This is a genomic window from Paenibacillus chibensis (assembly GCF_004001045.1).
Taxonomy (GTDB): Bacteria; Bacillota; Bacilli; order Paenibacillales; family Paenibacillaceae; genus Paenibacillus_AQ; species Paenibacillus_AQ chibensis.
Genome location: NZ_BIMK01000001.1, coordinates 69,569 through 90,034, shown reverse-complemented (window position 1 = coordinate 90,034; position 20,466 = coordinate 69,569). Strand labels below are relative to the sequence as shown.

25 protein-coding genes are annotated in these 20,466 nt (G+C 53.4%); 18 read left to right on the top strand and 7 right to left on the bottom strand.

Annotated elements, in window-relative coordinates; translation table 11 throughout:
* The first annotated feature begins 57 nt into the window (after positions 1-57).
* On the top strand, positions 58-927 hold the full coding sequence (locus PCH05_RS00480) for a GNAT family N-acetyltransferase (RefSeq protein WP_127599552.1): 870 nt from the start codon (positions 58-60) through the stop codon (positions 925-927).
* Between the two features lie 18 nt (positions 928-945).
* On the opposite strand, the gene PCH05_RS00475 is transcribed toward PCH05_RS00480, so the two are convergent.
* A complete protein-coding gene (locus PCH05_RS00475; RefSeq protein WP_127599550.1) occupies positions 946-1,143 on the bottom strand; it encodes a hypothetical protein in 198 nt (65 codons plus the stop codon).
* A gap of 113 nt (positions 1,144-1,256) precedes the next feature.
* Here PCH05_RS00475 and rpiA point away from each other — a divergent pair, with 113 nt between their 5' ends.
* Together rpiA and PCH05_RS00465 are read left to right on the top strand one after the other, a co-directional pair.
* Entirely contained in the window at positions 1,257-1,931 is a 675-nt protein-coding gene (gene rpiA / locus PCH05_RS00470; protein ID WP_127599548.1) for a ribose-5-phosphate isomerase RpiA, read from the top strand.
* 123 nt (positions 1,932-2,054) lie between these two features.
* The gene (locus PCH05_RS00465; protein ID WP_127599546.1) at positions 2,055-2,519 is read left to right on the top strand and encodes a MarR family winged helix-turn-helix transcriptional regulator; all 465 of its coding nucleotides are present in this window, start codon (positions 2,055-2,057) and stop codon (positions 2,517-2,519) included.
* Positions 2,520-2,625: 106 nt separating this feature from the next.
* Here PCH05_RS00465 and PCH05_RS00460 read toward each other — a convergent pair whose 3' ends face one another.
* Complete coding sequence (locus tag PCH05_RS00460; protein ID WP_127599544.1) at positions 2,626-2,925, bottom strand: hypothetical protein; 300 nt, start codon at positions 2,923-2,925, stop codon at positions 2,626-2,628.
* Positions 2,926-2,953: 28 nt separating this feature from the next.
* Positions 2,954-3,814 carry a helix-turn-helix transcriptional regulator gene (locus PCH05_RS00455; RefSeq protein WP_127599948.1) on the bottom strand — a complete coding sequence of 287 codons (861 nt, stop codon included), beginning with the start codon at positions 3,812-3,814 and terminating at the stop codon, positions 2,954-2,956.
* Between the two features lie 141 nt (positions 3,815-3,955).
* Between PCH05_RS00455 and fabF the strand changes: the two genes are divergently transcribed.
* The 3 genes from fabF (at position 3,956) to PCH05_RS00440 (ending at position 6,511) form a co-directional block, all read left to right on the top strand.
* Positions 3,956-5,194: a beta-ketoacyl-ACP synthase II gene (gene fabF / locus PCH05_RS00450; protein ID WP_127599542.1), complete on the top strand. Its 1,239-nt coding sequence runs from the start codon at positions 3,956-3,958 to the stop codon at positions 5,192-5,194.
* 105 nt (positions 5,195-5,299) lie between these two features.
* Positions 5,300-5,695, top strand: coding sequence for a zinc-ribbon domain-containing protein (locus PCH05_RS00445; protein ID WP_164766487.1), 396 nt, complete (start codon positions 5,300-5,302; stop codon positions 5,693-5,695).
* Positions 5,696-5,794: 99 nt separating this feature from the next.
* Positions 5,795-6,511, top strand: coding sequence for a class I SAM-dependent methyltransferase (locus PCH05_RS00440; RefSeq protein WP_127599538.1), 717 nt, complete (start codon positions 5,795-5,797; stop codon positions 6,509-6,511).
* A 66-nt stretch (positions 6,512-6,577) separates the two neighbouring features.
* Here the strand turns inward: PCH05_RS00440 and PCH05_RS00435 are convergent, their stop codons facing one another.
* Positions 6,578-7,777, bottom strand: coding sequence for an MFS transporter (locus tag PCH05_RS00435; protein WP_127599536.1), 1,200 nt, complete (start codon positions 7,775-7,777; stop codon positions 6,578-6,580).
* A gap of 203 nt (positions 7,778-7,980) precedes the next feature.
* Between PCH05_RS00435 and PCH05_RS00430 the strand changes: the two genes are divergently transcribed.
* The 5 genes from PCH05_RS00430 to PCH05_RS00410 all read left to right on the top strand — a co-directional run bounded on the left by PCH05_RS00430 (position 7,981) and on the right by PCH05_RS00410 (position 12,474).
* On the top strand, positions 7,981-8,424 hold the full coding sequence (locus PCH05_RS00430) for a GNAT family N-acetyltransferase (RefSeq protein ID WP_307719492.1): 444 nt from the start codon (positions 7,981-7,983) through the stop codon (positions 8,422-8,424).
* A 68-nt stretch (positions 8,425-8,492) separates the two neighbouring features.
* On the top strand, positions 8,493-9,113 hold the full coding sequence (locus tag PCH05_RS00425; RefSeq protein WP_246049303.1) for an RNA polymerase sigma factor: 621 nt from the start codon (positions 8,493-8,495) through the stop codon (positions 9,111-9,113).
* A complete protein-coding gene (locus PCH05_RS00420) occupies positions 9,086-9,442 on the top strand; it encodes a hypothetical protein (RefSeq protein ID WP_127599532.1) in 357 nt (118 codons plus the stop codon). The genes PCH05_RS00425 and PCH05_RS00420 overlap by 28 nt, the downstream gene beginning before the upstream one ends.
* Positions 9,420-11,714, top strand: a complete 2,295-nt coding sequence (locus PCH05_RS00415) for a carboxypeptidase-like regulatory domain-containing protein (protein ID WP_164766486.1) — start codon at positions 9,420-9,422, stop codon at positions 11,712-11,714. Before PCH05_RS00420 ends, PCH05_RS00415 begins: the two co-directional genes overlap by 23 nt.
* Before the next feature lie 127 nt (positions 11,715-11,841).
* Positions 11,842-12,474, top strand: a complete 633-nt coding sequence (locus PCH05_RS00410; protein WP_246049302.1) for an SGNH/GDSL hydrolase family protein — start codon at positions 11,842-11,844, stop codon at positions 12,472-12,474.
* 73 nt (positions 12,475-12,547) lie between these two features.
* Here the strand turns inward: PCH05_RS00410 and PCH05_RS00405 are convergent, their stop codons facing one another.
* The 3 genes from PCH05_RS00405 to PCH05_RS00395 all read right to left on the bottom strand — a co-directional run bounded on the left by PCH05_RS00405 (position 12,548) and on the right by PCH05_RS00395 (position 15,815).
* Positions 12,548-13,213, bottom strand: coding sequence for a tetratricopeptide repeat protein (locus PCH05_RS00405; RefSeq protein ID WP_127599526.1), 666 nt, complete (start codon positions 13,211-13,213; stop codon positions 12,548-12,550).
* Positions 13,214-13,255: 42 nt separating this feature from the next.
* Positions 13,256-15,241, bottom strand: a complete 1,986-nt coding sequence (locus tag PCH05_RS00400; protein ID WP_127599524.1) for an elongation factor G — start codon at positions 15,239-15,241, stop codon at positions 13,256-13,258.
* Positions 15,242-15,380: 139 nt separating this feature from the next.
* Positions 15,381-15,815 (bottom strand): hypothetical protein, encoded by a 435-nt coding sequence (locus PCH05_RS00395; protein ID WP_127599522.1) that lies wholly within the window; start codon positions 15,813-15,815, stop codon positions 15,381-15,383.
* A gap of 216 nt (positions 15,816-16,031) precedes the next feature.
* Between PCH05_RS00395 and PCH05_RS00390 the strand changes: the two genes are divergently transcribed.
* From PCH05_RS00390 to PCH05_RS00370, 7 genes are all read left to right on the top strand, one after another.
* On the top strand, positions 16,032-17,702 hold the full coding sequence (locus tag PCH05_RS00390) for a glycoside hydrolase family 13 protein (RefSeq protein WP_127599520.1): 1,671 nt from the start codon (positions 16,032-16,034) through the stop codon (positions 17,700-17,702).
* Positions 17,703-17,835: 133 nt separating this feature from the next.
* Positions 17,836-18,426 (top strand): HD domain-containing protein, encoded by a 591-nt coding sequence (locus PCH05_RS00385; RefSeq protein WP_127599518.1) that lies wholly within the window; start codon positions 17,836-17,838, stop codon positions 18,424-18,426.
* Between the two features lie 193 nt (positions 18,427-18,619).
* The gene (locus PCH05_RS00380; RefSeq protein WP_246049301.1) at positions 18,620-18,802 is read left to right on the top strand and encodes a helix-turn-helix domain-containing protein; all 183 of its coding nucleotides are present in this window, start codon (positions 18,620-18,622) and stop codon (positions 18,800-18,802) included.
* Positions 18,803-18,813: 11 nt separating this feature from the next.
* Positions 18,814-18,942, top strand: a complete 129-nt coding sequence (locus PCH05_RS27855) for a hypothetical protein (protein WP_281278725.1) — start codon at positions 18,814-18,816, stop codon at positions 18,940-18,942.
* A gap of 62 nt (positions 18,943-19,004) precedes the next feature.
* On the top strand, positions 19,005-19,811 hold the full coding sequence (locus PCH05_RS00375; protein ID WP_164766485.1) for a glycoside hydrolase family 25 protein: 807 nt from the start codon (positions 19,005-19,007) through the stop codon (positions 19,809-19,811).
* A gap of 117 nt (positions 19,812-19,928) precedes the next feature.
* The gene (locus PCH05_RS27540; protein ID WP_201452276.1) at positions 19,929-20,039 is read left to right on the top strand and encodes a sporulation protein YjcZ; all 111 of its coding nucleotides are present in this window, start codon (positions 19,929-19,931) and stop codon (positions 20,037-20,039) included.
* A gap of 138 nt (positions 20,040-20,177) precedes the next feature.
* Positions 20,178-20,423, top strand: coding sequence for a YczO family protein (locus PCH05_RS00370; RefSeq protein WP_246049300.1), 246 nt, complete (start codon positions 20,178-20,180; stop codon positions 20,421-20,423).
* Positions 20,424-20,466: the final 43 nt, after the last annotated feature.

Sequence of the window (20,466 nt, the reverse complement as noted above, 5' to 3'; positions counted from 1 at the left end):
GTAATTCGACTTTCCAATACATGGTTAAATGAAGAGAAACAGGAAGGGGCAGAGGAAATGCAGGTGAAGAGATTTACGGATTCCAGCATATTTCTGGAGCATGTGGAGGCCGTCCTGATGGAAGAGGAGCTGCTGAATAATCTTCCGCTTGGCGTGTTATACAGACTGATCGAGGATGAACGCAGCCCGGATACTTATTTCCTGGCTTCGGTCGACGAAGGGGATCAGCCGCTGCTGATCATGCTTCAGACGCAGTCCCACCTGATTCTCAGCGCATCTTCGGATGCCGCTTCGGAGAAGCTGGCAGCCTGCTGTGATGCTGCCGCAGCCTATATCAGCCATCTGAATGATGTGCATATTCCTGGCATCATCGGCATTCGCCGTGTGGCAGATGCGTTCGCTGAAGCTTGGAAAAGAAACGTCAAGCAGGATTACGAAACAGAGATGGATCAGAGAGTGTATGGCTGCAGCGAGGTCAAGCCGGTCCCGGTCAGCCCCGGAAATTGCCGGCTGGCCGCGCATACCGATGCTGCGCTCATTACCACGTGGATACAGGAGTTTTGCGAGGAAGCGCTCGGGGGGATCAGCGAGAAGGCAGCCGAGGGAATGGCTCTGAGCGGAATCGACCGTTCGGCCATTGTCGTATGGGATGACGGAGGGCCGGTTTCCATGGCGCAAAAAACACGCCCCACCCGGCACGGCGCCGTTGTAAACATGGTCTATACACCCCGCCACTTTCGGGGAAAAGGCTATGCCAGCTCCTGCGTGGCCGCTTTGACCCGCAGCATACTGGACGGTCCCGGGAAATTTGCTTCCCTGTATACGGATCTAAGCAATCCGGTTTCGAATCGCATTTATATGAATATAGGATATGAGCCGCTGGCGGATTCCGTTGTTTACGTATTCCGGGCGCATGCTTCGTCCTAGCAGCGGCTCGGACACTGACTACATGTGATAGCTGCCGCTTGGCTCGTTCAGTACCCATTCGAGCATGCTGATCATGTCCTCAAGACGCAGCAGCTGCGCATTCAAAGAATCATGCAGCGTGCTCTCCGGACGTGCAGCCTCAAGGCGTGTCAGCAGCGATTTTTTCTGCAGGGTCAGCTCATTGATTTTGGATTGGATCTGATTTTCGGTTCTCATGTATGAATTCCTCCAGGAGTTGTCATCTTATGTCTGATTATAGCAGGTTGCAGCGAGGAACCCTAATCAACTTACAAGATTGATCGAAATCTCGATAGAGGAGCGTGGAGAATATGAATCTGAAACAATTGGCCGCGGAAAAAGCGGTGGAATACGTGAAGGATGGCATGCACGTCGGACTTGGGACGGGCTCGACAGCCTATTGGGCGATCCTGAAAATTGGAGAGCGGGTCAGAGAGGGGCTGTCTATTCAGGCCGTGGCAACCTCGAAGGCATCGGAAAAGCTGGCGAAGGAGCAGGGCATCCCGCTGATCCCTTTTGACCGGATCCAAGGGCTTGATCTGACGATCGACGGAGCCGACGAGCTGGACCGCGGTCTGCATCTGATCAAGGGCGGCGGAGGTGCGCTGCTGCGGGAAAAGATCGTCGCCTTCCACAGCAAGGAGTTGATCATCATCGCCGATGAGAGCAAGCTCGTGGACAAGCTCGGCACTTTTCCGCTCCCGGTTGAAATGGTGCCTTTTGCCTATGAATGGACGATGGCATCCCTGGAGCGTCTGGGGGCAAAGCCCATGCTGAGAACGGATGACGAGAACATTTACGTCACGGATAACGGCAATTACATTGCCGACTGCCGCTTCGGTGAGATCGATAACCCGAATGAGCTGCATCAAAAGCTTCTTCATCTGCCGGGAGTGGTCGATAATGGCCTTTTTATCGGACTCGCAACCCGGGCCGTGATCGGGCACAGCGACGGCAGCGTGAGCGTCGTGGAACGTGAAGCCTAAAAAAAAGGGGAATGAACAAGCGTTACAAAAACCTTCAACCGGTGTTATACATCATGAAAGATTGACAATCAGGCAGCTTTCCATTATCTTTGCATTAAGATAGTACGTTTGGAGGTTTCTTGTATGGCAGGTAAAACAAATGACGACTTGTCCCTGGAATTATTTATTGTACTCGCACGTGCCTATAATTCGGTGGTGGCCCATTCCACCCGCGACATTCAAAGCCATGGCTTGAATACGACCGAGTTCGGCGTGTTGGACCTGCTGTATCACAAAGGCCCACAGCCTTTGCAGAAGATCGGTGAGAAGGTGCTGATCTCCAGCGGAAACATTACTTACGTCGCCGATAAGCTTCAGAAAAAGAATCTGCTCGCCCGCAGAGCGTCTCCGGATGACCGCCGCGTGATTTTTGCGGAGCTGACCGAGGAAGGCCGTGCGTTCTTCGAAAAGATTTTTCCGCATCATCAGCAGGTGCTCGTGCATGCCGTCGAAGGCCTTGGCATGGAGGAAAAGCGGCAGGCTGTCGAGCTTTTGAAGAAGCTCGGGCTTTCCGCCGAGGATAGCTTCAAATCCGGCCGCGCCGAGTAGCTAAGAATGCCTGTAACGGACAGACGGTAACCAAAAGTAAACCATAAAAAACAGCCCTGACACCGCGGCAAGCGGGTGGACGGGCTGTTTTTTATGGGTAAATAGGCTACAGCTTGAACCGCATCACGTGCTCCTCGTAACCCTCCTGGGTCAATATTTCTTTTTGCTTAGGGCCGATCAGGTCAAAGTGGGGAAAGGGATCGCGATTGTGGATATAACGGGAAGGCAAATCATGCTCCTCACACCAACGTTTGAGCCGATCCAGATTTGCGCATCCCACTTTGGTAACGGTCGTGATGCCCGGAAAACGGGGATCCAGCCAATAATGCGTCAGAAAAGCAATTTCTCCGCGTTCGACCGCCTTTTTCCAAGCGTTAAGCTCCTGCCGGTTTATGCCGAAAGCCATGGCTCATCATCCTCATATCGTATCGAAATTAGTCCTCGGTCCATCCTTCATCCGATGAATTCATCAGTCGTCTCAGCTTGGCTTCGGTGGAAGAACCGGCGGCCGGGGTGTAGACGCTGCAGCGCAGGTCGGCGCCGCCCTGAACCTGAAGGGAAGTCAAATCAAACAGCATTTTTCCCATTTTGGCATGCCGGAATTCGATCATAACCTCGGGAGCGCTGCTGACCTGGCATTGCTTCCACAGCGGGAGGAACCCGGGGTCGACCTGCTCCATCTCATGCACAAACTCTTCATACCATGCATCCTCCACGTACTGGCCGTAATAAGAGCGGAAGATCGAGAGGAACCCCATCACAAAATGCTCCCAGTTGACGGCCAGGCGCCGGAATTCTTTTCGGGTAAAGAGCAGCCGGATCATGTTCCGCTGGTCCGCCGGAATGCGGTCGAACGAGAGGAATACATGAGCCGCGGCCTGGTTCCAGCCGACAATCTGGCAGTGTCGGTCGGATATGATGGTCGGACAGTAATAAAGCCCGTCAACCATTTTTTGCAGCGAAGGGCTGATCGTCGGCTCTTCCTGCTGAATCATCGCCGTACCTGACGAGGTTTCCATGGCCAGCGAGAACAAGTATTTCCGTTCATCCGCGGTCAGTCGAAGCGCCGCAGCAGTGCAATCCAGGACGGAGGAGGAAACCTTGATGTCCCGTCCCTGCTCCAGCCAAGTATACCAAGTACTGCTGACACCGGCGAGCTGGGCAACCTCCTCGCGGCGCAGACCGGGTGTTCTTCTGCGGATGCCCGGCGGCAGGCCGACGGATTCCGGCTGGATTTTGGCGCGCTGGGAGGTCAGGAACGCGGATAGCGCCTGTAATCGGGTATCTCGGTTCAAGCGGATGTCACCTTCCTTCATGATTCAGAATCTAATCATTTTACATAGTATTCATTATACTAGGATAAATAACAACTTGTAATAGGATAACAGCTATGAAAAGATAATGCCATAACCGGAATGTTCAAGGAGGAGCATGTAATGGAAAGAGTTGTGATAACGGGAAGAGGTTTGGTTTCACCGCTGGGCAATGACGTTTCGACTTTTTGGAATGCGATGCTGCAGGGGAAGTCTGGAATCTCAACGATCGATTCATGGGATACATCGCAAATGAAGACACATATCGCGGGCATCGTCCGCGATTTCGACGGAGATGCACGCTTCGGCAAAAAGGAGGCGCGGCGAATGGACCGCTTCTGCCAATTCGCGGTGGCTGCGGCCGAGGACGCCATTTCGGATGCGGATCTGGATCTTGAGCGGACGGATAAAGAGCGCATCGGCGTATACGTCGGTTCTGGCATCGGCGGCATCTCGACATTGATGGAGCAGGAAGAACTGCTGCGCCGCCGCGGCGCGGCCCGGGTCAGCCCGCTGCTCGTGCCGATGATGATCTCCAATATGGCGGCTGCCATGATCAGCATTCGGACGGGCGCGCAAGGGCCGACTCTATCGCCAGTAACCGCATGCTCCATCGGAAATACGGCGATCGGGGAGGCGTTCCGTCTCATCCGTTCAGGCGGGGCAGACGTGATTATTGCAGGCGGTGCGGAAGCGGCCATTTCGGAGATTTCGATGGCGAGCTTCGGCAATGCGACCGCCCTATCCACTTGGGATGGAGACCCGGCACTCGCAAGCAGACCGTTTGATGCAGGCCGCGACGGCTTTGTCATGGCGGAAGGCGCCGGTATCCTGGTGCTCGAAAGCTTGTCTCATGCCCAAAAGCGCGGTGCAAAAATCTATGGTGAGGTGACCGGCTACGGGGCGACCTCAGACGCCTACCATGTTGTTGCTTCTCATCCAGAGGGACGGGGAGCTTACCAGGCGATGAAGCAGGCGCTCACGGAAGCCGGCCTCGAACCGGGCCGGATCGACGTCATCAGCGCGCATGCCACCAGTACCGAAGTCGGCGACCGTTCGGAAATGATGGCGATAAAGCGCCTATTCGGCGAGGAGGCGTACCGGATACCGGTGACGGCGACCAAATCGATGCTGGGCCATATGTTTGGGGCTGCGGGTGGTGCCCAGGCCATCGCGCTGCTGCAGATGATCCTGGACGGCAAAATTCCGCCTACCATCAATCAGGAAACCCGCGATCCCGAGTGCGATTTGGATGTGGTGCCGAATGTAGCCAGGGACAAAGAGGTGAATGTCGGCCTATCCAATTCCTTCGGCTTCGGTGGTCATAACGCCGTGATCGTGCTTCAGAAATTCGTGCCATAATGTTGGGTGCTATTACCATTTGAATGGAATTCTTTTACTCAGAAACCTTCCAGGCTGACGCTTCTCTTGTATAATAAAGGAAGTATATGGATGGGAGGGGACGGAATGCCAGTAAAAATATGCCCGGAATGCGGCGTATCCAATTCGGAGCATGCAAAAGCGTGCAGCGTATGCGGAGCTTCGCTCCACCAGGTGAAAAAGGTGCGGAGTTTGAATTCCGGATTACATGCTTCACCGGAAGGTGAGAAAGAGCGGACCGATGGATATCGTCCGGTGTATCCCCGATCCTCGGGAAAAACTCCGGCTTCGTCCGCTTCCGGATGGCTCAGCCTGCTGCTCGTCATCGCAACGGTCATATACCCCTTTGTCGGCATGATTGTCGGCGGGGTTATCGCATTCAGCGAAGACAAACCGAAGCGGGCCCGGGGAGAATTCCTGCTGCTTGTCAGCCTGATCATTTGGGGAATCCGCCTCATTGTTATTCCATTATTTTCGAAGTGAATTTCGGCGCTTGAAGAACTCCTTTGTCCGAACGATTAGTTTTTGATGAAATTTGGGTATATCTCTATTAGTCCTTACCAGATGAATGGAGGTATACGCATGAACGGCGAACGTTTTGAAGAGGCAAGACAGTCGGAAGCGGATTATCATCAGCGCTTTTACGAGAATAACGATCTATTTGAGAAGGGCACCTGGATGTCGGAGCCAGGGCCGGTCGTCATGGAAATGCTGGAGCGGCTGCTGCTGCATCAGGAAGACTTGGCGGTGCTGGATTTGGGCTGCGGGGTCGGCCGCAATACGATACCGGTCGCCGAGCGTTTGAAAGGCTCGCTGAGCAGGGTCAAGGGAGTCGATCTGTTGGATGACGCGGTTGAGAAGCTTCGCAAGAATGCCGAGGAATTCGGCGTGGCCACGCTGATTGATGCCGAAGCGGCCGATGTGGGGCAGTATCCGATACCCGAAGGCTTTTACGATTACATTCTTGCCTGCTCCTGTCTCGAGCACACATCTTCCAGGGAAGCACTGAAGCGCACGCTCGCTGCCATGAAAGCGGGAACCAAGCTGGGCGGAATTCATTGCATCACGATGAGCACCGATGTGGAGGAAGTGGACCGGGAAACGGGACAAGCCGGCAAAGGCCTGATTGAGCTGAACATTCCGCAGTCGGAGGCCATGGACCTGCTGGACCGGACCTATGCAGAGTGGAACGTGCTTATGAAGCAGACCGTTCCCCAAAGTATTCCGGAAGAGAAGGACGGCCGCTCGATCGACTTCAGATGCAATCTGATTACTTATGTCGCGCAAAAAATCAAATAAGCAAACCAAAAGCAGCCCTGTTGTGGGGCTGCTTTCATTGTTGAAAGGCGTATCGTCATCCGAAGCTTAAACCGCAGCTTTTTGATGATGGTGGAGTTTGGCCAGCAGCATCGCCAGCAGCAGCGCGACGATCAGGAAGCTGGCGATCATGCCGACGACGCCGTGCCAGCCGTAAGCGCTCCAGAAGGTGCCGCCCAGCGTGCCTCCGACGCTCGAGCCTGCGTAATAGAAGAACAGATACAGCGAAGAGGCTTGCGCTTTTTCATGCTTCGCGCGAAGACCGATCCACGAGCTTGCGATGGAATGCGAGCCGAAAAATCCGAACGTGAATATGATGATGCCGGCAATCTTGACGACGAGCACGGGACTTAACGTCAGCAGCGCGCCGCAGAGGAAGATGAGAAGCCCGATCCATAGCATCAGCGGTCTTCCATGCGTATCGGCCATTTTGCCCATCCAGGTCGAACTGAACGTCCCTGCTATATAAACGATGAAAATAAAGCCCACCAGCGTCTGGCTCAGGGAATAGGGCGGCGCGATCAGCTGGTATCCGATATAATTGTACAGGGACACGAAGCTTCCCATCAGCAGGAAGCCGAGCGCATATAGAATCAGCAGTCCGGGATCCTTGAACTGGCTGCCAAGCGAACGCAGCAGCGATCCGAACCGGAGCGGCCGGGCTTTAAAATGGCGGGACGGCGGCAGCAGGAGCATGAAAACGATGCTGAATACGAGTCCGAGGAAGCCGATGGCGATGATGGCGATCCGCCAGTTCCAGAGATCGGTCAGGACGCCGGTGATGACCCTTCCGCCCATGCCTCCGATCGAATTTCCGCTGATGTACAGCCCCATGACGGCTCCCAGGCTGGCCGGCGCGATCTCTTCGCCCAAATAAGCCATGGCGATGGCCGGAAGTCCGGCCAAGACGACGCCGAGGATCATCCGGAGCACCAGCAGGACATGAAAATTGGGAGCCATGGCGGTGACCAGGGTCAGGATCGAGGCCGCGATCATGGCGACGATCATAATGGGCTTGCGTCCCCAGGATTCGCTCAGAGAACCGACAATGATCATACTGAAGGCCAAAATCAGCGTTGTCAGCGACAGCGACAGGCTGGCGGTTACCGGGGCGATGCCGAATTCCTTGGAGAACTCGGGCATCAGCGGCTGGGTGTAATACAGAATGGCAAACGTGTTAAAGCCTCCGGCAAACAGAGCCAGGCTCGTTTTTCGGAAAGCGGAGGTTCCGTGTTGAATATAACTCATGATGCAAAGCCTCTTCCTATGAAAAAAGTTTGAAAACAAAGCAATGACTTTCTTCTCCAAGTGTACGCCTACCGCTAATCGATTTTCAATATCGGTATGGCATGCCAATCATGCCCGAATACTATGATTCGGAATAAAAAGTTGAAATGTTTCGCCCAAAAGGTTACAGTAACGGAACGAAAAGCTGTATAAACAAAGTGGATATGGGGGTCGTAGTGATGCTGTTGAATATCAAATCATACATACGCCGGCCGGAGGTGGCCGAGCTGATTTCCTATGCGGTGTTTCCGGATGATCAAGCCGTGGAAAAAGCGATCCGCGAATACGAAAGCCACGAATCGTGGCAGCTGGTCGGCTACGAGGACGATAAGCTGATCGTGGGCTTGGCGGGATATGAAAAAAAGGACAACGAGGTTATTCTTCATCATATTGCAATCATTCCTGAAAATCGCGGCCTCGGCTATGGCAGAGGGATGATTTTGGAGATCATGACCAAGGAAAGACCTCAACGCGTCATTGCGGAAACCGATGAAGAGGCCGTGGATTTTTATCGCAATCTCGGATTCATCGTACAGAGTCTGGGGGAAAAGTACCCCGGCGTCGAGCGGTTCCGGTGCGTATATGAGGTGGAGGAGGAAGCGGAATAGCTTCAGCTTGGCAGTGATCATCCAGAAACGGCTTCTTCGGGAAGCCGTTTTTGTTTTTTATTTCAAACATGCAACCGGAATCCGTTGAGAAGCATCTGTATAGCAGGGGGGAGGAAGGCGGACTGGACATGATACCTGGATTAATGCAGAAGGACGAGGAAGCACTGCGCAGGCTGATGCAGGTTTATGGCGATGAATTGCTGCGCACTGCGTATTTGCTGCTTCGCGACCGGCAGGCGGCAGAGGAAGCCGTGCAGGACAGCTTTATCGTCGCTTTTGAACGGATCGGGCAGCTGCGGGAGGAGGCCAAGCTGAAGAGCTGGCTGATCCGAATCGTCGTGAACCGCTGCCGGATGAGACAGCGCACCTGGAGCTTCAGACATTTGTTCCCCTCTGCCCAGATGGAGAATTGGCTCGCAGAGGAAAAGCAGGCGGGGCCGGAAGAGGAGCTGCTGCAGCAATTCAAGAGCGGTACACTTACCCAAGCCATACATCAATTAAACTACATATACCGGGAGGTGCTGGTGCTTCATTATTTTCAGGAGATGAGCGTTGCGGAAATGGCGGAGCATCTGCACCTGAGCGGTAACACGGTCAAGGCCAGGCTGGCTAGAGGAAGGCATGCGCTAAGACGGATACTGGAAAAGGAGGAGGATTTCGAATGGAGCAGGAACAGCAGTTCAACCTAAAGGAGCAGCTCGAGTCGGAATTATCGGGTCTGCGGTTCACTAGAGAGGCGGAAGTCATTCAAAGAACCCATCCGGTAACCTTCCGCGGCCGTCTGCGGGCCTTCTGGAATAAGGAACTGGAGCTGCCCGTGGTGCCGCTGGGAACGGCGTTTGCGCTTCTCCTCACCTCGACTTTTCTCTATCACGCGGTGCGCCATCCCAAGTCTGGACCTGAGATGTCCGGTGAAGTACCGCAGCAGCGGGAGCTGGTGAAAAGCGGGGGCAGCATTTACTGGAAGGATGAAATTGAAAGGAGATTGCCGCATCATGAGAATCCGGATCAAGGTTAAGCATCTGGTATACGCTGTAGGATTGTTGATGGTGCTGATCATTGCCTTCAATTATGGTACGCCCGCCGGTAAAAAGCTGGCTGAAGCCGGACCGGGAGCAGGCGGGGCGGATGCGGCGGTAACGAAAGCCCGGATTTTGCAGAAGATAGATCTGGCGAAAGCGGATAAGAAGTTAGAGCTCATTAAAAAGTTCATGATCGATGGCAGCGATGCGACGTTATCAAGGGCTTACGAGACTTTCATCGGTCCAGGAGGATTCTATGAGAGCCATGCGGCCGCGACGGACGAGAACGCGATCCCCCGGTTTGGCATAGAGGAAAAGGCTCCTTATCTCGAAACGTATGTGAAGGAAGCTGCTCCGGATACAAACATGGGAAATGCGGCGCTCATGCTGTCCCTTTATTATGAAGGGGCCGGACAAACGGCCAAAGCCCAGCGAATGCTGGAGGATGCCCGTAAAAGTCTCGCGAACAACCCTGACATGAAAAGCGGGTATGCGATGAAAGAGCTGACATACCGGGAGGCGAAGCTTGCTGCGGAGCAGGATCAAGGCGAGCTGCTGGATCGGCTGATTGCAGAGCTGGTCCGGAACAATATCAGGCCGAAAGACTTGGATCTGGACGGCAGGCTGGCCTGGCTGAAGGTTGACATGGCGCTTCGGCAGGGCAGCGTTTCACATGCGCTTGAGACTTTGAATGTGGAGGCATCCGCCAACGAGAAGGATCTGCATGCGGCCGGTGAAATGGGCAAGCCGGAGCGGGCCGTCCAGGCGGAAAATGTTCAAAGCATCCGGGCTAAGCTGCAAAAAGCTGCGGATCAAGGCATCCAGGAGCTGGCGGACGTATCCGGAACGCTTACGCGCGCGGATGGCACGCCGCTGGCCTACGCCGGCGTTTTCCTGCGCAGCAGAAGCCAAGTGAACAGCAGCATTACGGAGAACGAACCGTACCAAACCATGACCGATGCCAAAGGGCGGTATGACTTTAAAGGCGTGCTTCCGGGAGCCTACCAGATCCATATCGGGCTGAATCTGGATCAGATCAGCGGCTGGACCTGGCCGGGACCGTATGACGATTGGATCGATGTGAAAGGACAGCAGCACATCACCCGGAATATCGTGTTCCAGCGTTTGCTTGAGCTGAAGTCTCCGGTGAACAATGAAGTCGTGAAAGACAAGGAGATCACGTTTGAATGGGAGCCTGTGCCGGGGGCGACTTATTATAACATCAAACTGGGCGTTCAGTTCGACGGAGGTTCCAGCGGAGCCTTCTTGAAGGGCGGTATACGCGGCTCAAAGCTGCAAGTACCGACGGAGGAGCTATACCAGCTTTCCGGAGGAATCGTTTCCTCGTCGGCCGGGAATGAAAAGCTCCAAATCGTTCCGAATTCGCTCCTTGAATTCAGCAATCCGGAGGCGCAGTTCAATTGGAGTGTCGAGGCATTCGACGAGAAGGGAAACATGATTACCCGCAGCGACGGTTACCGGCTTGGAGCCGCCTTGACCGGCAAGCTTCCGTTTTTTTACCTGAAGGAGCGATCCCTGACCCAAGCTGACCGCACGCTTCTTGCCGGGGATTTGGATGCCGCGCTGAGTCAGTATCAAGAGGATTACAGGAGAAATCCTCTGGACACGCACAGCCTCCACATGATCATCCGGGTACTCGAAGGCCTGAATTCTTTATCGGGAATCGATAATCAAGATCAGGCTAAGGAACAGTCGGCGCGGCTCGAACAGGAGGAGCAGAAATATCTGAAGCAGATGGTCAGCCTCTATCCAACCAGCGAGTCTTACGCAAAAATTGCAGGCTATGAATTCAAGCAGGCGAACTGGAATGCGTATAACGAGCATTACTCGTTGTGGGAAAAGACCAACGATATGCGGGATACGAGTTATATGACAGGGATTCACGGTATTGCGCTCATGAAGCAGGGGAGGATGGAGGAAGCCGAAGCGTTCCTCATGGATTCCCTGCAGCATGATCTCAGCCACCGGTTTATTGGAGCTTATCTGGCCTGCGAGTTATACCTCGATGGATCCTTGAAGCATGCGGCTCAGCTTGCGGAACAATTTCCGGATCGTTCCCGTTCGGACACATCGCTCGATTGGACGGAGCTGGTCGACGCGATGATCAACGAAGCGGCAAGCACATCCGCATATCCACGCATGCTCCAGGACAACATCGCTTCTGCGATGCAAACCGGGAAGTATGAGGCTCCGGCGGGGCACCTCGCGATGAAGGCGTTCTTGAGAGCGGTGATGGATGTCCGCTGACAAGCGCTTGGGCCGCCCGTTTTCATGAGAGTCTCCCTTTCCCTGAGCTTTGTCCCTTTCACTTTTCCATGATCGTTCATACACTGCTATGAATGAGTAAAGGGAAAACGAAGAGGAGGCGAAGATTGTGGCGGTTCCTTACACGGCAGTCGGCGACTCACTGACCGTCGGTTTCGGAGCCATGCCGGGGAACGGTTTCGTGCCGGTCTATCGGGGCATGGCGGAACGGAGAATCGGGGAGTTTGTGTCATACGAAAATTTGGGGGTCAACGGGCTTACGTCTTCCGAATTGTACGCGAACATGAAGCGGAGCCCCCAGCTTCGAAACTCGCTGAAGGAGGCCAGGATCATCACCATTTCGATCGGGGGCAATGATCTGATCCGGGCGGCCAAGAGCGCTCCTCCGCAAAATATTGCACAGCATTTCAATAAGGCGCTGTCGCAGTGCCAGTCCAATTTCTCAGGAATCATGCAGACGCTGAACCAGCTGAAGCAGGGCTCCAGATCGCCTTACATCGTGCGTGCCGTCGGCCTATACAACCCGTATCCTCAGGTCGAAGCGGCTACGCAGTGGGTACAGCAGTTTAACCGTTATGTTAACGGGTACTGGGGTGGAAGCTATGCGGCAGCCGAGATTTTCTCGTCCTTCTACGGGCGCGAACATGAGCTGCTGTCCTTCGATCATCTCCATCCCAATGGCAAAGGATATAAAGTGATCGCGGAACAACTGGGGCGGCTCGGATATTACCCGTTGGCTTGATTTCCCCGGTATGAAAACAAAAAACAGACCCTTTGAGGTCTGTTTTTTTGTTAGGTAACCGTCAGCGGCGGAGCTATTTTCTCATCATGCTAAGAACGGCCCATTTCCGCTCCTGGCGTTTTTTGTATTTGGGAAGGGAACGATAAATGTTGATGGATTCCTGAAAAGCAGCCTTGGCTTCAGCCTGGCGGTCCAGCGCTTTGTACATCATGCCGAGCAGATAATAGCCTTCACAGGAGGATGACTGAATTTCCTGGAAGCGGTGCACGTATTCCACGGCCTTGTCACGATCGCTGTTTTTGTAGACATCGGCGAGCCGAAGGTACGGGCGCCCGTATTTGACCCGCGGGTTGATCTCCAGCGCTTTCAGGATATAAGCTTCGCCTTTTTGAATGTCTCCCTGCCTTACATATACCGTACCGAGGTCATCCCAAAATTCGGCGGAATCCTCGGATTGAGAGGCGATGGACTCCAGCAATTTTTGCGCTTCGGCATCCTTTTTCCGTTCGATCAAAAGTCTTGCCAGCTCATGCTTGGAAGAAACGTCGTTTGGATTCATGCTGATTTGGGTGCGCAGCCTGGAGACCTGCCCCATTCGTTTAAAGGGCTTGGTCAAGCTTGGAAAGACGCCGACAAAACGTCTGTCCAGCAGATATACGATCACCAGTAAGACAAGGATGGCCAGGAAGGGATTTCCCAGCAGTCTCCATAATAGAATAAATCCGAAAATCTTACCCATAAGGTCCTCCTCTATATCATGATTCCTCGTAACTATGTCATGTTATGATGTCGACAAAGCGCTGCGGACGCTAAGAATATATTTCGATTGGTCCAGCGGGTTTACGCCGTACCGCTTCCGTTCCGCGCGGACATCCGGCGGGCAATCCTGATAACCCGTAAATGAAGTGGCCATGACGCCCTTGCCGCCGGTCATCGACCGGAGCCTGACGGGATATTCGAGGGATGTTGCCGCCGGAATGATCCCCTCGATCACGCATCGGCCGTGCATGACCGAAGGTGCCTCGAATTCCGCCCGCATCTGTACCAGCTCGCTTAATATTTTTCCGCCGAATTCTTCCGGAACGGTAATCCGGAAACGGAGCATCGGCTCCAGCAGTGTGGTGCCCGTGCTTGCCAGACCGTTCATGATGCCCATGGGCGTAGCCACGACGAAATCCAGCGGATGGGTATGCCAGACATGATGCTCCCCTTCGACTAGGGTTACTTTCAAATCCGTAACTTCCCATCCGAGCAAACCCTGCTGCAGGGCTTCGGGGACACGGCGCTCCACTTCGTTCTGGTAGCTTGGAAGCAGATGCTCGCTCCGCACGACCGAGCTGTACACGAGGCCGCTCCCGCGGGGCAGCGGCCCGATGGCAAATCGCAGAATTGCCCAGCAAGGCTTGGGCATCGTGTATGCAATGAAGCCTTCGCCGGCTTGCGCTGGCGTTTCCTTGTATATGACGGACGGTTGACCGAACTCCGCCTGCAGGCCGAACCTCGTCTGCAGCAGGCTGGCGAGGATTTCGAGCTGGATCGTGCCCATCACCTTGACATGCAGCTCGCGCTCGGACTGCAGCCACTGCAGATCGAGGAGTGGATCCTCCTCGGTCAGCTCCTGCAGTGCTTCCACAAGCTCCGGGTACCGTGCTTCCTCTCCCGGCTTAACCTGGACCGTCAGTAGCGGAGTGGCTAATGCGTGATAGGGAGGAACTCCGGCGGAGGTCCCCAGGATGTCGCCGATTCGGGACTGGCTCAGTCCATAAACCGCAGCAATGTCTCCAGCTTCGATCTGGCCGAGATCGGTATGCTTCTGGACGCTCATTTTGCGAATTTGAGTTACTTTTTCTTGTACGCCGCGCGTCAGATTGACGACGGCATCCCTGTTTTTCAATGCCCCCTGATACAGCCGGACGAAAGCGGTGCGCCCCATCAGCTTATCCCGTTCAATTTTGAAGATGACGCCGGCCAGATCGTTCTCCGGGTCTCCGCCTGGCCCCGGCAAATATTCGATTGCCGCATCCAGCAGCTCGCGAATGCCGATGCTCCGCTGCGAGGAACCGAAGCAAACCGGAAATGCCCGGCCGCTGCGGCTCAGGCTCGCCAGTTTTTCCTTCAGCTCTTCTGTCGAGACGTCCTCGCCGTCAACAATCCGTTCGAGAATGCCTTCATCCAGGTCCGCAATCGTATCTGTCACCAAGCCGCGGTTGACGCCAGTTTCGTTATCTTTCTCGTCTATGGCCCATATCGGCATGATTCCGGTGAACAGTTCGCCTTCCCCGTCCGGCGCTTGCAGAGGCGCGATGTGCACGGACAACAGCCGCTTGATTTCCTCCACGACCTTGGGAACGCTAACGCCTATACGATCCATTTTGTTGATATAAATCAATGTAGGGATGTGCATCGCCCGCAGGGCCTGCCATACCGTTTCCGTCTGGGACTGCACACCCTCTGCGGCGGAGATGATCAGAATCGCACCGTCCATGACGCGCATGGAGCGTTCGACTTCCGAGAGGAAGTCGACATGTCCCGGCGTATCGACGAGATTGACCGCGATGCCGTTCCACACGAGGGATGTGGCCGCCGAACGTACGGATATCCCGCGCTCCCGCTCGACGTCGAGGGAATCGGTCTGTGCCGTCCCTTGATCCACGCTTCCCAGCGCTCGGATCGCGCCGCTCGCGAACAGCATATGCTCCGTCGTGGTTGTTTTGCCTGCATCGACATGCGCGAAGATGCCTATATTTCGAAGTTGTTTGGCTGTCATAAGCTTATGTAACACTCCATCGTTTTTTTTGGTTGAAATGCTTAAGATCGGATAGCTCGTTTGATGTTTTCACCATTATAGCATGCCGAATCAAGCCAAGATGGAGTTCGCGAAGCGGTATCGGGACTCCCGCTAAATATTATTTTTTTGAAATTTGGTATACGAACTTCCAGTAAGCCTTCTGGCCCGAATATCGGCCTCTGTTTTCCGTCACCGTAACCTTTAATTCGATAGTGCTTGTTTTCTGGCTGAGCGAGGAGATCTGAATGGTTTTGCTGGCGGTTCCGATATCCGGAACTTTGTCTTGTTCTTCTGCATAGGCTTCGAGCTTAATGGATTTAGGATTTTGGAGCGTGATGCTTTCGCCGACCTCTATGGGCTTTTGATTGACCGATGCCTCGGTATACCATTCGTTGCCGACGTGATTGTTCTCGATGAGCTGCACGCTGACAAGCTTTACGGACCATGGGCTGGTCTGTGCCGTTTTAGCGTCCGCTTGCATATTTCCTCCAGCCAAAACGACGGTTAAGCCAAGCAGCAGCGCCAAAACGAAGCGGGATAATCTTTTGTACATCCGTGTTCATCCTTTCTAAACCGTTTCATTATCGCGGAAATAGTCCACATAGAACTATAGCCCAAGTTGTTAAAATATGCCATAATTTGTTTCATTTAACCGGAATCAGGTTTATATTTTCCCCCTTAAACGTTAATATCGTATATCGTTTTCGGCGGATGGGCGGAGTAGCATAGAAGGGGAACAGCAAACGGAAACGAGAAGGGAGCAGCTAGAATGGAACGTGCCTTTTGGAAGGAAGCGGTCGTATACCAGATATATCCTCGAAGCTTTAAAGACAGCAATGGAGATGGCATCGGGGATCTTCAAGGGATCTGTTCGAAGCTCGACTATTTAAAGGAACTGGGTGTGGACGTCATCTGGCTATCGCCCGTCTACAAATCCCCCAATGACGATAATGGATACGATATCAGCGATTACTATGACATTATGGACGAATTCGGAACCATGGAGGATTGGGAGGAGCTCTTGGCAGGGCTGCATGCCCGCGGCATGAAGCTGATGATGGACTTGGTCGTCAACCACTCGTCGGACGAGCATGCGTGGTTCGTCGAGTCCCGTTCATCGAAGGACAATCCGTATCGCGATTATTATATTTGGCATCCCGGCAAGGAAGACGGCTCAGCACCGAACAACTGGACCTCCTTCTTCAGCGGCTCGGCATGGCAGCTGGATGAAGCGACAGGAGAGTATTACCTGCATTTGTTCACGAAAAAGCAGCCTGATCTCAATTGGGAAAATCCGAAGCTCCGAAAGTCCGTATACGATATGATGAGCTTCTGGCTGGACAAGGGCGTTGACGGCTTCCGCATGGACGTCATCAATTTAATCTCCAAGGTTCCCGGCCTGCCTGATGACGGCAAGGAAGGACTCAGCGACGGCAGCCCGTATTATATGAATGGTCCGCGCATTCACGAGTTTTTGCAGGAAATGAATGCGCACGTTCTGTCCCGGTACGACGTGATGACCGTCGGCGAGGCACCGGGAGTCACAGTGGAGGAAGCGATTAACTATACAGGGAAAGACCGTCATGAGCTGCAGATGGTGTTCCAGTTTGAGCATATGGACGTGGACTCCGGCGCGAACGGCAAATGGGATTTGCAGCCATGGACGCTGTCCAAGCTGCGCGGGGTGCTGCATAAATGGCAGACCGGCCTTGCGGAGGATGGCTGGAACAGCCTGTACTTGAATAACCATGATCAGCCGCGGATGGTATCGCGGTTCGGCAATGACAAGGAGTACCGCGTCGAATCGGCCAAAATGCTGGCCACCCTGCTGCACACCTTGAAAGGGACGCCTTATATATATCAAGGGGAAGAGCTCGGGATGACGAACGTGAAGTTCGCGAGCATCGAGGAATACCGCGACGTGGAAATCCATAATATGTACCGCGAGCAAGTCATAGAAGGCGGTGCCGATCCGGGCACCATCATGCAGGCGATCCAAACCAAAGGCCGCGACAATGCGCGCACGCCGATGCAGTGGAGCGCCGAAGCGAACGCAGGCTTTACCACCGGTACTCCGTGGATTGGTGTGAACCCCAACTATACCGTAATTAACGCGGAGGAGGCGGTTGCCGATCCCGGATCCATCTATCATTACTACCGGCAGCTGATTGCCCTGCGCAAGCAGAACCCGGTGATGGTTTATGGCGATTATGAGCTGATTATGCAGGATCATGAGCAGATTTATGCTTACACGCGAACGCTGGCAGAGGAAAAATGGCTTATCGTCCTGAACTTTACCGGACATCCGGTTGCACTGGAGCTGCCGGAAGGATTAAGCTCGGAAGGCGGGGACATCGTGATCGCAAACTATCCGGTGGAGGGAATGGATTCCTCGCAGCTTCGTCCATTCGAAGCGAGAGTATACAGCTTGAAAGCTTAAGACACGAAACGAGGATGCCGGATTCCCTATTGGGAAACGGCATCTTTTTTGATATCAGATGAATGGATAATCTCTTGGTTAAACTTGTGGTAAAGTTTTTATAGCTAACATACCGAAGAAGGAGGAAATACATATGAATGGGCGATTAAGCAGTCAGCTCGAGTTTATTAGGGAGGTTGACCGGCTGAAGACCATCTTCCGTCAAACCTATCTGATGGATGCTTCCCGTCGCGAAAATGATGCCGAGCACTCCTGGCATATCACATTGATGGCTTGGCTGCTGGAGGAGCATGCGGCACAGGGGCGCGTGGATATTCTTCGGGTTATGAAGATGCTCCTGATCCATGACCTGGTCGAAATTGATGCCGGAGATACGTTTGCTTATGACATCAAGGGCCAGGAAGGGAAATTCGACAGAGAAAGAGAGGCAGCCACACGGATATTTGGCCTTCTGCCCGCCGAGCAGTCCGGTGAGCTGATGGAGCTTTGGCTGGAGTTCGAGCAGGGGGAGACTCCGGAAGCCCGGTATGCCGCGGCGATGGACCGGATACAGCCGCTGCTGCATAATTACTTCACCCAAGGAAAAGCATGGCGGAAGCACGGCGTGACCTTGGGCCGGGTGCAGGGCCGAATCCGCTTTTTGGAGGCGGATCTGCCGGAGGTCCATTCGCTGGTGACAGAACTGTTAGAGGATGCCGTGGAAAAGGGCTATTTACTGCCATAGGGACCACAAAAACAAGTCTATATAACTACGTGATCGACTCCTATCCAAGGAAAATGTATTTATTTACCAAAATAAACAAGGGTCTTTGGAACTATTTGTGCATTAGGGATGAAAAGATGAAGGCCATCCGCCGATAAATGTAGTGAGGTGATTACGGATGGCCAAAAAAGGACAGACTTTCTGCTCTTACAGTTTGGATACCAAGAAGAAGGCTGTGGACATGCGTCTTCAAGGGATGACCAAAAAGCAAGTGGCTGAAGCATTGGGAATCGCCGATATCGGCCGATTGAAGGTATGGATGAGAAAGTACCGAGAACAAGGGGATACCGGTTTGATAGACCAAAGGGGTCGCTCCAAAGAAACGCTTCATATTTAAAGCAAAGATGAATGCTTAATACAGCAAAGAAAAAGAAGCCGGATATCCCGGCTTCTTTTTTTGTGGGCCGCGAGCGATCCGTGGCGTTTGCCTTTTTTGCGGATCAGGGAGGTTCGTCCATACAGGACAATGATCATTAAACATATGTATACGAATAAGAAAGAGGACTCAAGCAGCTCTACTCATAATGGAGGTGGATGCGGTGCAAAGCCGTAGCGACAATCATGCCAAAGGCATCGACGTATCACACTGGCAGGGAATCATTGACTGGAAGCAGGTCAAGAATGCAGGATATTCCTTCGTGTTCCTGAAAGCGACGGAAGGGGCGAAGCTGGTGGATGACCGGTTCAGAGCAAACGCCCAAGGCGCTAAAGGAGCCGGACTGCTGACGGGAGTCTACCATTTGACCCGTGCCAAGATACCCCAGGACGTCAGCGCGGAGCTGGAGCATTTCGTGCAGGTCATTGAAAGCGCCGGCGGTATTGATTCGTTCAAGCTGCCGTTCGTACTCGATATTGAAACCAAAGAAGGGGGGACGCGGGCGAATATTTCCGCGATAGTCCATGAGTGGATCCGGCAGTTTAAGCTGCGCACAGGCAAAGTCCTGATGATCTATACCTTCCCGAGTTTTATTGACTCCTCGCTCGACAGCACGTTCGGAAACGTACCGTTATGGTATGCCTATTACAGCAGCGGTTCCCCGGCCAACAAGGGCGGCTGGAACGCATGGGAATTTATTCAGTACACCAACAAAGGCAAGGTCGCCGGCATCAATGGCGATGTGGATTTGGACGAATACAAAGGAAGCGAGGCGGAACTCATGGATGCATATCAATCCACCAAGCCACAGCCCAATATTCCTGCTTGGAAAGAGGCCGGCAGACAATGGCTCGTCGAACATGCGGGCATCAGCGCCGATTGGAAGGCGGATGATCCGGTTGATATCGGGACGCTCGGAGCCATTTTGACCAAATATGCCGCAGCCGCAAACAACAAAAAGGATCAATAAGACAGGCAGATGACCTTGAAAATGGGCGCCTCGAAGTCGTGAAATGGGGAGGAGTCTATGCCAAATATCCCGTATACGACATATTTTAGAGTATGCTACAGGGAAGGAGGGAATGGAATGAGCGGAGTTGTTGGCGGAGTTGGTTGTTACAATCCTTTCGCTTCTACAGGTGCCATTTTGGTTCTCTTTATCTTGCTGGTTATTATTACGCGTTCTTTCTGGTTGTAATCGATTTGATTCTCCTATAGATCGCAGCTTCCCCCGAATCGCCTGACTGCGGCTTGCTGAATGCCGTGGCGGGCGGTTTTCTATTTCTTGATTCAATCTCTCCAGTTCGGGTATTCCTAGATCAAGAGGTGAAAAGAAATGGAGAACAAAGAAACGGTTCAGGAACCCGTGAATCGATCCGAATTGAAAAAACAGAAGCGGATGGATCATCCCGAGCAATATCCGACCGAGAAGGAAAGCTTGTTCGATCGTTTCGAAAGCGAACGCAACGTGGATCCGATCCCCGTAGAAGAGCTGAATGAACAAGTCAAAGACGAGCGCGATAAGGAACATACCAAAGACACGTCTTCGACGGAGAAAAAGTACAGCGCTGATTACGATTAAAAAAGGAGATGCCGGACTAAAAGCCCGGCATCTCCTTTTATTG

What these genes read in the sequence shown, in the direction of transcription:
- PCH05_RS00420 (WP_127599532.1), top strand. Translation starts at nt 9,086, where the DNA reads ATGGAGCAGGAACAGCAGTTCAACCTAAAGGAGCAGCTCGAGTCGGAA.
- PCH05_RS00445 (WP_164766487.1), top strand. Translation starts at nt 5,300, where the DNA reads ATGCCAGTAAAAATATGCCCGGAATGCGGCGTATCCAATTCGGAGCAT.
- PCH05_RS00415 (WP_164766486.1), top strand. Translation starts at nt 9,420, where the DNA reads ATGAGAATCCGGATCAAGGTTAAGCATCTGGTATACGCTGTAGGATTG.
- PCH05_RS00395 (WP_127599522.1), bottom strand. Translation starts at nt 15,815, where the DNA reads ATGTACAAAAGATTATCCCGCTTCGTTTTGGCGCTGCTGCTTGGCTTA.
- fabF (WP_127599542.1), top strand. Translation starts at nt 3,956, where the DNA reads ATGGAAAGAGTTGTGATAACGGGAAGAGGTTTGGTTTCACCGCTGGGC.
- PCH05_RS00475 (WP_127599550.1), bottom strand. Translation starts at nt 1,143, where the DNA reads ATGAGAACCGAAAATCAGATCCAATCCAAAATCAATGAGCTGACCCTG.
- PCH05_RS00405 (WP_127599526.1), bottom strand. Translation starts at nt 13,213, where the DNA reads ATGGGTAAGATTTTCGGATTTATTCTATTATGGAGACTGCTGGGAAAT.
- PCH05_RS00370 (WP_246049300.1), top strand. Translation starts at nt 20,178, where the DNA reads ATGGAGAACAAAGAAACGGTTCAGGAACCCGTGAATCGATCCGAATTG.
- PCH05_RS00390 (WP_127599520.1), top strand. Translation starts at nt 16,032, where the DNA reads ATGGAACGTGCCTTTTGGAAGGAAGCGGTCGTATACCAGATATATCCT.
- PCH05_RS27540 (WP_201452276.1), top strand. Translation starts at nt 19,929, where the DNA reads ATGAGCGGAGTTGTTGGCGGAGTTGGTTGTTACAATCCTTTCGCTTCT.
- PCH05_RS00440 (WP_127599538.1), top strand. Translation starts at nt 5,795, where the DNA reads ATGAACGGCGAACGTTTTGAAGAGGCAAGACAGTCGGAAGCGGATTAT.
- PCH05_RS00465 (WP_127599546.1), top strand. Translation starts at nt 2,055, where the DNA reads ATGGCAGGTAAAACAAATGACGACTTGTCCCTGGAATTATTTATTGTA.
- rpiA (WP_127599548.1), top strand. Translation starts at nt 1,257, where the DNA reads ATGAATCTGAAACAATTGGCCGCGGAAAAAGCGGTGGAATACGTGAAG.
- PCH05_RS00385 (WP_127599518.1), top strand. Translation starts at nt 17,836, where the DNA reads ATGAATGGGCGATTAAGCAGTCAGCTCGAGTTTATTAGGGAGGTTGAC.
- PCH05_RS00425 (WP_246049303.1), top strand. Translation starts at nt 8,493, where the DNA reads ATGCAACCGGAATCCGTTGAGAAGCATCTGTATAGCAGGGGGGAGGAA.
- PCH05_RS00480 (WP_127599552.1), top strand. Translation starts at nt 58, where the DNA reads ATGCAGGTGAAGAGATTTACGGATTCCAGCATATTTCTGGAGCATGTG.
- PCH05_RS00460 (WP_127599544.1), bottom strand. Translation starts at nt 2,925, where the DNA reads ATGGCTTTCGGCATAAACCGGCAGGAGCTTAACGCTTGGAAAAAGGCG.
- PCH05_RS00400 (WP_127599524.1), bottom strand. Translation starts at nt 15,241, where the DNA reads ATGACAGCCAAACAACTTCGAAATATAGGCATCTTCGCGCATGTCGAT.
- PCH05_RS00430 (WP_307719492.1), top strand. Translation starts at nt 7,981, where the DNA reads ATGGGGGTCGTAGTGATGCTGTTGAATATCAAATCATACATACGCCGG.
- PCH05_RS27855 (WP_281278725.1), top strand. Translation starts at nt 18,814, where the DNA reads ATGCTTAATACAGCAAAGAAAAAGAAGCCGGATATCCCGGCTTCTTTT.
- PCH05_RS00435 (WP_127599536.1), bottom strand. Translation starts at nt 7,777, where the DNA reads ATGAGTTATATTCAACACGGAACCTCCGCTTTCCGAAAAACGAGCCTG.